Annotated in this window: 5 protein-coding genes; 1 reads left to right on the top strand and 4 read right to left on the bottom strand. The window is 62.4% G+C overall.

The window, feature by feature from the left end; all coding sequences use genetic code 11:
• Window positions 1-666: ligase-associated DNA damage response endonuclease PdeM (gene pdeM / locus EOA36_RS26030; protein ID WP_245464467.1), on the top strand; the 666-nt coding region annotated here is incomplete at its 5' end.
• A gap of 26 nt (window positions 667-692) precedes the next feature.
• Here the strand turns inward: pdeM and EOA36_RS26025 are convergent.
• The 4 genes from EOA36_RS26025 to EOA36_RS26010 form a co-directional block, all read right to left on the bottom strand.
• A complete protein-coding gene (locus EOA36_RS26025) occupies window positions 693-1,466 on the bottom strand; it encodes a tetratricopeptide repeat protein (RefSeq protein ID WP_127280003.1) in 774 nt (257 codons plus the stop codon).
• Between the two features lie 126 nt (window positions 1,467-1,592).
• Window positions 1,593-2,528 (bottom strand): dimethyl sulfoxide reductase anchor subunit family protein, encoded by a 936-nt coding sequence (locus tag EOA36_RS26020; protein ID WP_127280002.1) that lies wholly within the window; start codon window positions 2,526-2,528, stop codon window positions 1,593-1,595.
• A gap of 6 nt (window positions 2,529-2,534) precedes the next feature.
• Complete coding sequence (locus EOA36_RS26015) at window positions 2,535-3,269, bottom strand: 4Fe-4S dicluster domain-containing protein (RefSeq protein WP_127280001.1); 735 nt, start codon at window positions 3,267-3,269, stop codon at window positions 2,535-2,537.
• Window positions 3,266-5,474: molybdopterin oxidoreductase family protein (locus EOA36_RS26010; RefSeq protein WP_127280000.1), on the bottom strand; the 2,209-nt coding region annotated here is incomplete at its 5' end. The genes EOA36_RS26015 and EOA36_RS26010, both read right to left, overlap by 4 nt.

The raw sequence follows: 5,474 nt of genomic DNA, 5'->3' as shown, positions 1-5,474 counted from the left end.
GGCATCGCGGGCGCGCGCGCGGTCTGCGATCCGCGCGGCGTGCTCTATTTTCCCGAGCTCAAGCTGCTGACAGTTTCTGACCTGCATCTGGAGAAGGGCTCGTCGCTGGCCAGGCGCGGCACACTGATCCCGCCCTACGATACCGGCGCGACCCTGCTGCGATTGCAGGCGGTGATATCGGACTACCAGCCGTCGATCATCATCAGCCTGGGTGACAGTTTCCACGATGGCGGCGGCGCCAAGCGCATGCATTCGAGCTTTCGCGAACGGCTGGAGGCGCTGATGGCAGGCCGTGACTGGTTCTGGGTCGCCGGCAATCACGACCCGGAGGCGCCGGCGGACCTGCCCGGCGAGACCGTGCGGGAACTGGCCATAGGTTCCCTGCTGTTCCGGCACGAGCCGTCGAAGGTGCGGGTCGAGGGCGAGATTTCAGGCCACCTGCATCCCTGCGCGCGCATCGTGCAGCAAGGCCGTTCGGTGCGCAGGCGCTGCTTTGCCGGCGACGGCGGCCGCATGATCATGCCGGCTTTCGGTGCCTATACCGGCTCGCTCAACGTGCTCGACCGCGCCTATGCCGGCTTGTTCCGGCTGGAGTCGCTGATGGCTTACATGCTTGGCACTGACCGCATCTTCGCCATCTCCGGTTCGATGCTGCGGCCGGGTTGAGGGTCGCCGCCTGGTCTTGGTGAAGCTCAAGTCTTCTTAAGCGCAGCATGAATGCGGTCAAGTGCTTCTTCCGCGCCGCGGTATCCCTGCGCTGCCGAGCGTTTTAACCATTGGATGGCAAGGTCATCATTCTGCTCAACCCCAACACCTTTGAGATACATCAATGCCACGTTGAATTGCGCCTTGCTGTCATTCAGTTGCGCAGCCTTTTCGTACCAATAGAAGGCTAGCTTGGGGTTCTTATCTACAATCTCGCCGGTCAGGTAAGCCACGCCCAAATTAATTTGCGCGTCAACATTACCTTGCTCAGCTGCTTTGGTTAACCAAAGTACCGCATCGGAACCACTTTTGGGCACTCCCGTCCCAGAAAAATACGCGTATCCAAGATACTGCTGAGCTTCGGGCAAACCTCGGATCGCCGCCTTGCGCCATAGCTCCGCCGCTTTGGAATCATCCTGCTGAACGCCCTTGCCCCAGGAGTACAAAAGTCCAAGGTTCAACTCGGCCACTGCCATGTCTTGATCCGCCGCCTTGCCCCACCATTCGGCAGCTTTGGAATAATCCAGTGGAACACCCAGTCCTCTGGAATACAGAAATCCGACGTTAAATTGGGCAATGGCATCACCCTTTTGGGCGAGAGCCGTCCATTCTTTGTACGCTTCTGAATAATTATTCGCTTTAAAGGCGGCTTCGGCTTCGAGCGCGCCTGCTATTAAATTGCAGGGTGCAAGGATAAACATACATGCGGCGAACAAGCCGAGTGCGAGATAGGTCGGAGAGCGGAAGGCAGCGAGATTCATCGCCTTGAACTACGAATAGAGAACTGGAGCATTCTGGATTTAAAGGATAGTATCGACTCCGCTGTCAACAATAATGCCGAATTTTACTGTCGCTCAGAGAGCTGGCGGAAGTCATTTTCAGCTGTCCTATCGTCCATAATAAAGCGTGACGGTGTGCTTCGCCTCGGCGAAGAACAGCCAGCGTTCGACCAGCATGCCGGTGAACTGGACGATTGCAGCGAGCCCTGAAGAGACCGCCGCAAAGGGCCAGGGCAGGGCGAAGGTGGCGGTGAGCAGCAGGATGGGTAGAGCGAACGCCAGCGCCTGCGTGATCCGGCGCAGCTTCGCGCTGTGCTTGCGCGCGATGCGGAAGCCCATTTCCTTGAGCAGGTAGTTTTCCTCGGTATGCGGCCATTCCAGGGATCGCACCGTGCCGCCGGAGAGCCCGGTCGCGGTGTTCGCGTTGGTCGCGATTTCAAGCTGGTCATTGTGGCGCCAGGTCGCCAGCTTCCAGCCCCAGCCGAGCAAGGTGAGCAGTACGGAAGCGGCGAGCGGGACAGTCGAGCCGACCGCAAAGCCTTGCAGCAGGGCATTCACGAGCACGCAGCCGCTCATCGCCGAGAAGATCAGATAGCCGGGCAAGGTGTAGGGGCTGTGCCATTGGGCAATCGGCTTGAGCGATGCATAGATCATGCCGGTCATGCAGACCGTGACAAAGGCGCCGAAGGTGGCCAGAACGCCCGCGGCCGCCACCCAGCCATCGAGGCGGCCAAGGAAGACCCAGCCCAGGCCGAAGAGGCCCGCCGGGATGAAGGTGATGACCGACAATACGCCTTCGCGCGACAGCCATGAACTGCGCCATTGCGAGAACGCCCGCCAGGCACGTTCAGGTCTGCCGAGATGGCGGGTCGATGACAGCAGGCCGGCCGCGATCAGGCCGAGCGCCAGGCCAATGCCGACGAAGCCCGGCCAGAAATCGGGCGCGATGAGGCCGAGCGGGCCGAGCACGCCGAGCATTGCGAGCAACCCATAGCCGGCACCCGTAGCGGTGGTGAAGAAAACGACCGAAAAAGCTGGATGCATGGATGGTCAGCTCGAAAGCATGCGGTCGACCCAGCCAAGGAAAGCACCCTCGGCCCGCACCGGCTCCAGCGCCTTGGCCGGCACCGATGCGGCGCGCTGCGTATGGGCGCGCGGCGGCAGGTATTTGTTGGTCGGGCGATAGCCAAGCTCGGGCATCAGGTCGACCCCGCCGCGATCCGCCACCAGTTGCGAGACGGCGGATTGGGGATCGCCGAGGTCACCGAAATGCCGGGCGCTGGTCGGGCAGGCGGCGACGCAGGCCGGCACGCGGTCTCCTTCGGCCAGATTGTCGTTGTAGATGCGGTCGACGCAGAGCGTGCATTTCTTCATCACGCCGACATCCGTGTCGAACTCGCGCGCGCCGTAAGGGCACGCCCAGCTGCACAATTTGCAACCGATGCACTTGTCCTCGTCGATCAGCACGATGCCGTCCGAGGCGCGTTTGTAGGAGGCGCCCGTCGGACAGACGGTGACGCAGGCCGGCGTCTCGCAATGCAGGCAGGAGCGCGGGAAGTTCACCGTGCGCCCGCCCATCTCGGTGATGTGCTCGTAGCTGTGCACGCGGTTGAACCAGACGCCGTCGACATGGCCGCCGTAAGGGTCGATGTCGGTCAGCGGCGCCATGTGACCGCCGGTGTTCCACTCCTTGCAGGCGGTGACGCAGGCCTGGCAGCCGACACAGGTGTCGAGGTCGACGACGAGGCCGAGCTTCTTGCCGCCCGGACTTGGAAGACAGGTCATTCGGCCGCCTCTCTTGCCCGGCGAAATTCGGCGCCGAAAGTGAGCTTGTCGGGCGAGGGTTCGAAATGTGGCGGCTGGCGAAATCTTTCGAATTGCGGCTCGGTGAAGCCGGCTTCCTCATCAGCGCATTTGACGATGCGCACGCGCAGATCGAACCACGCAGCCTGTCCCGTGACTGGATCGGAATTCGAATAACGTCTGCCGCTGGCATCGGCAGAAGTCTGGTCACCGATGATGTGGTTGAGCAGGAAGCCGCGATTGCTCTCGGCCGCATTGTCCTTCAGCCCCCAGCTGCCGCGCCTTTTGCCGATCGCGTTCCAGGTCCAGACCGTGCTTTCGTTTACTCCGTCGACCAGCTTGATCTGCCCCTTCACCTTGCCATTGATGCTCTCGATCCACACCCAGTCGTCATCGACAAGGCCAAGGCCGGCCGCCGTCCGGTGATGTACGAACAGCCGGTTCTGGCTGGTGATCTGCCGCAACCACGCGTTTTGCGAACCCCAGGAATGGTACATGTGCATGGGCCGCTGCGTCAGCGCGTGCAGCGGGTATTTTTCCAGGTCCACGGCCTGTTCCTCGAAGGGCATGTACCAGAACGGCAGCGGATCCATGTAGGTCTCGATGCGCCGGCGTTCGCCTTCGGGCGGCACCACCCGGCCATGTCCGCGCGCGGCCAGCCGAAAACGCTGCATCGGTTCGGAATAGAGCTGGAAGACGACCGGCTCGGCCTTGGGAATGAAGCCCAGTTGCACGGCGAAATCGAGATAGGAGCGGTTGGCCATCTTGTAGTAGCGCTGGTCGTCAGTGAAGTCGTGGTGCCAGAAGCCGCCATTGTCGATGTAGCGCTGCAACTGGTCCGGATTGGGCTCGCCCTTGCCGATGGAAGTGCCTTCCTTGCCGCGCCAGCCGGCCAGCGGGCCGATGCCAGGCGTGCGCTCATGGTTGACGATGTAGTCGGCATAGTCGCTGTACTTTGCCGAGCCGTCGTCATTGACAAACCCCGGCAGCCCAAGCCGCGCGCCGAGTTCGATCATGACCGACTGGAACGGCCTGACGTCGCGGTCGGGCTCGACGACGGGATGGCGGATGGCGTCCCCCGGCCCGTCGGCATGGCTGATCGGCCGGTCGAGCAGGCTGATGCAGTCATGACGCTCGAGATAGGTGGTGTCGGGCAGCACGAGGTCTGCGAACGGCACGGTCTCGGAGTAATAGGCGTCGGAATAGATGATGAATGGGATCCTGTAGTTGCCCGCCTCATCACGGTCGGTGAGCATGGCCATGGTCTCGACCGTGTTCATCGAGGAGTTCCACGCCATGTTCGACATGTACATCAGCAGCGTGTCGATCGGGTACGGGTCGCCGGCCCAGGCGTTGCGGATGACGGTGTGCATCAGACCATGCGCCGCAAGTGGCGAATCCCAGGAATAAGCCTTGTCGATGCGCAGCGGCGTGCCGGCCTCATCGACCAGCAGATCGTCGGGTCCACAAACGAAACCGAGGGGCATGCCGTCGAGCGGCGTCATCGGCCTCACGTCCTTGCCGCAGGGCTTCGGACCCGGCGGGGCGGACCGGGGGTAGGGCGGCTTGAAGCGGAAGCCGCCAGGCACGTCCACGGTTCCGAGAAGCACCTGCAGCAGGTGAATGGCGCGACAGGTATGAAAGCCGTTGGAATGGGCGGAGATGCCGCGCATGGCATGCATCGAAACAGGTCGGCCCTTGATCGTCTCATGCCGGCGCCCGGCCCAATCGGTCCAGGCGACCGGCAGTTCGATCACCTCTTCGAAGGCGACATGTGCAAGTTCGGCGGCGATCCGGCGGATCGTATCGGCGGCAATGCCGCAACGCCCGGCGACCGCGTCGGGTGCGTAGCTCTCGTCGAGATAGCGGTCCGCAATGAGCCGGAACACCGGAACGCACCTGCGCCCGTCGACCGTGAAGCTGCCGGTCAGTGCCGGCTTCGCATCTGGATCGGTTGCGTTGACGGAGGTCTTCGCCACCCGGTCCCAAGCGACCAGAGCGCTGTCGCCATCGCGCAGAAAGAGCCCATCATCGGCGGCGCCAGGATCCTGGATGACCAGGACATGCGCGTTGGTGTAGCGGAGCAGATAATCGAGATCGACGCGGCCGGCCTTCAAGAGTTCGTGGATGAGCGCGAACACGAACAGGCCGTCAGTGCCAGGTCGGATGCCGATCCAGTCATCGGCG

Source organism: Mesorhizobium sp. M8A.F.Ca.ET.021.01.1.1 (genome assembly GCF_003998025.1).
Lineage (GTDB): Bacteria > Pseudomonadota > Alphaproteobacteria > Rhizobiales > Rhizobiaceae > Mesorhizobium.
This window is presented reverse-complemented; position numbering and strand designations above follow the sequence as displayed.

Bases quoted from the DNA above. Each gene is read 5' to 3' on its own strand.
- EOA36_RS26015 (WP_127280001.1), bottom strand. From the start codon at position 3,269: ATGACCTGTCTTCCAAGTCCGGGCGGCAAGAAGCTCGGCCTCGTCGTC.
- EOA36_RS26020 (WP_127280002.1), bottom strand. From the start codon at position 2,528: ATGCATCCAGCTTTTTCGGTCGTTTTCTTCACCACCGCTACGGGTGCC.
- EOA36_RS26025 (WP_127280003.1), bottom strand. From the start codon at position 1,466: ATGAATCTCGCTGCCTTCCGCTCTCCGACCTATCTCGCACTCGGCTTG.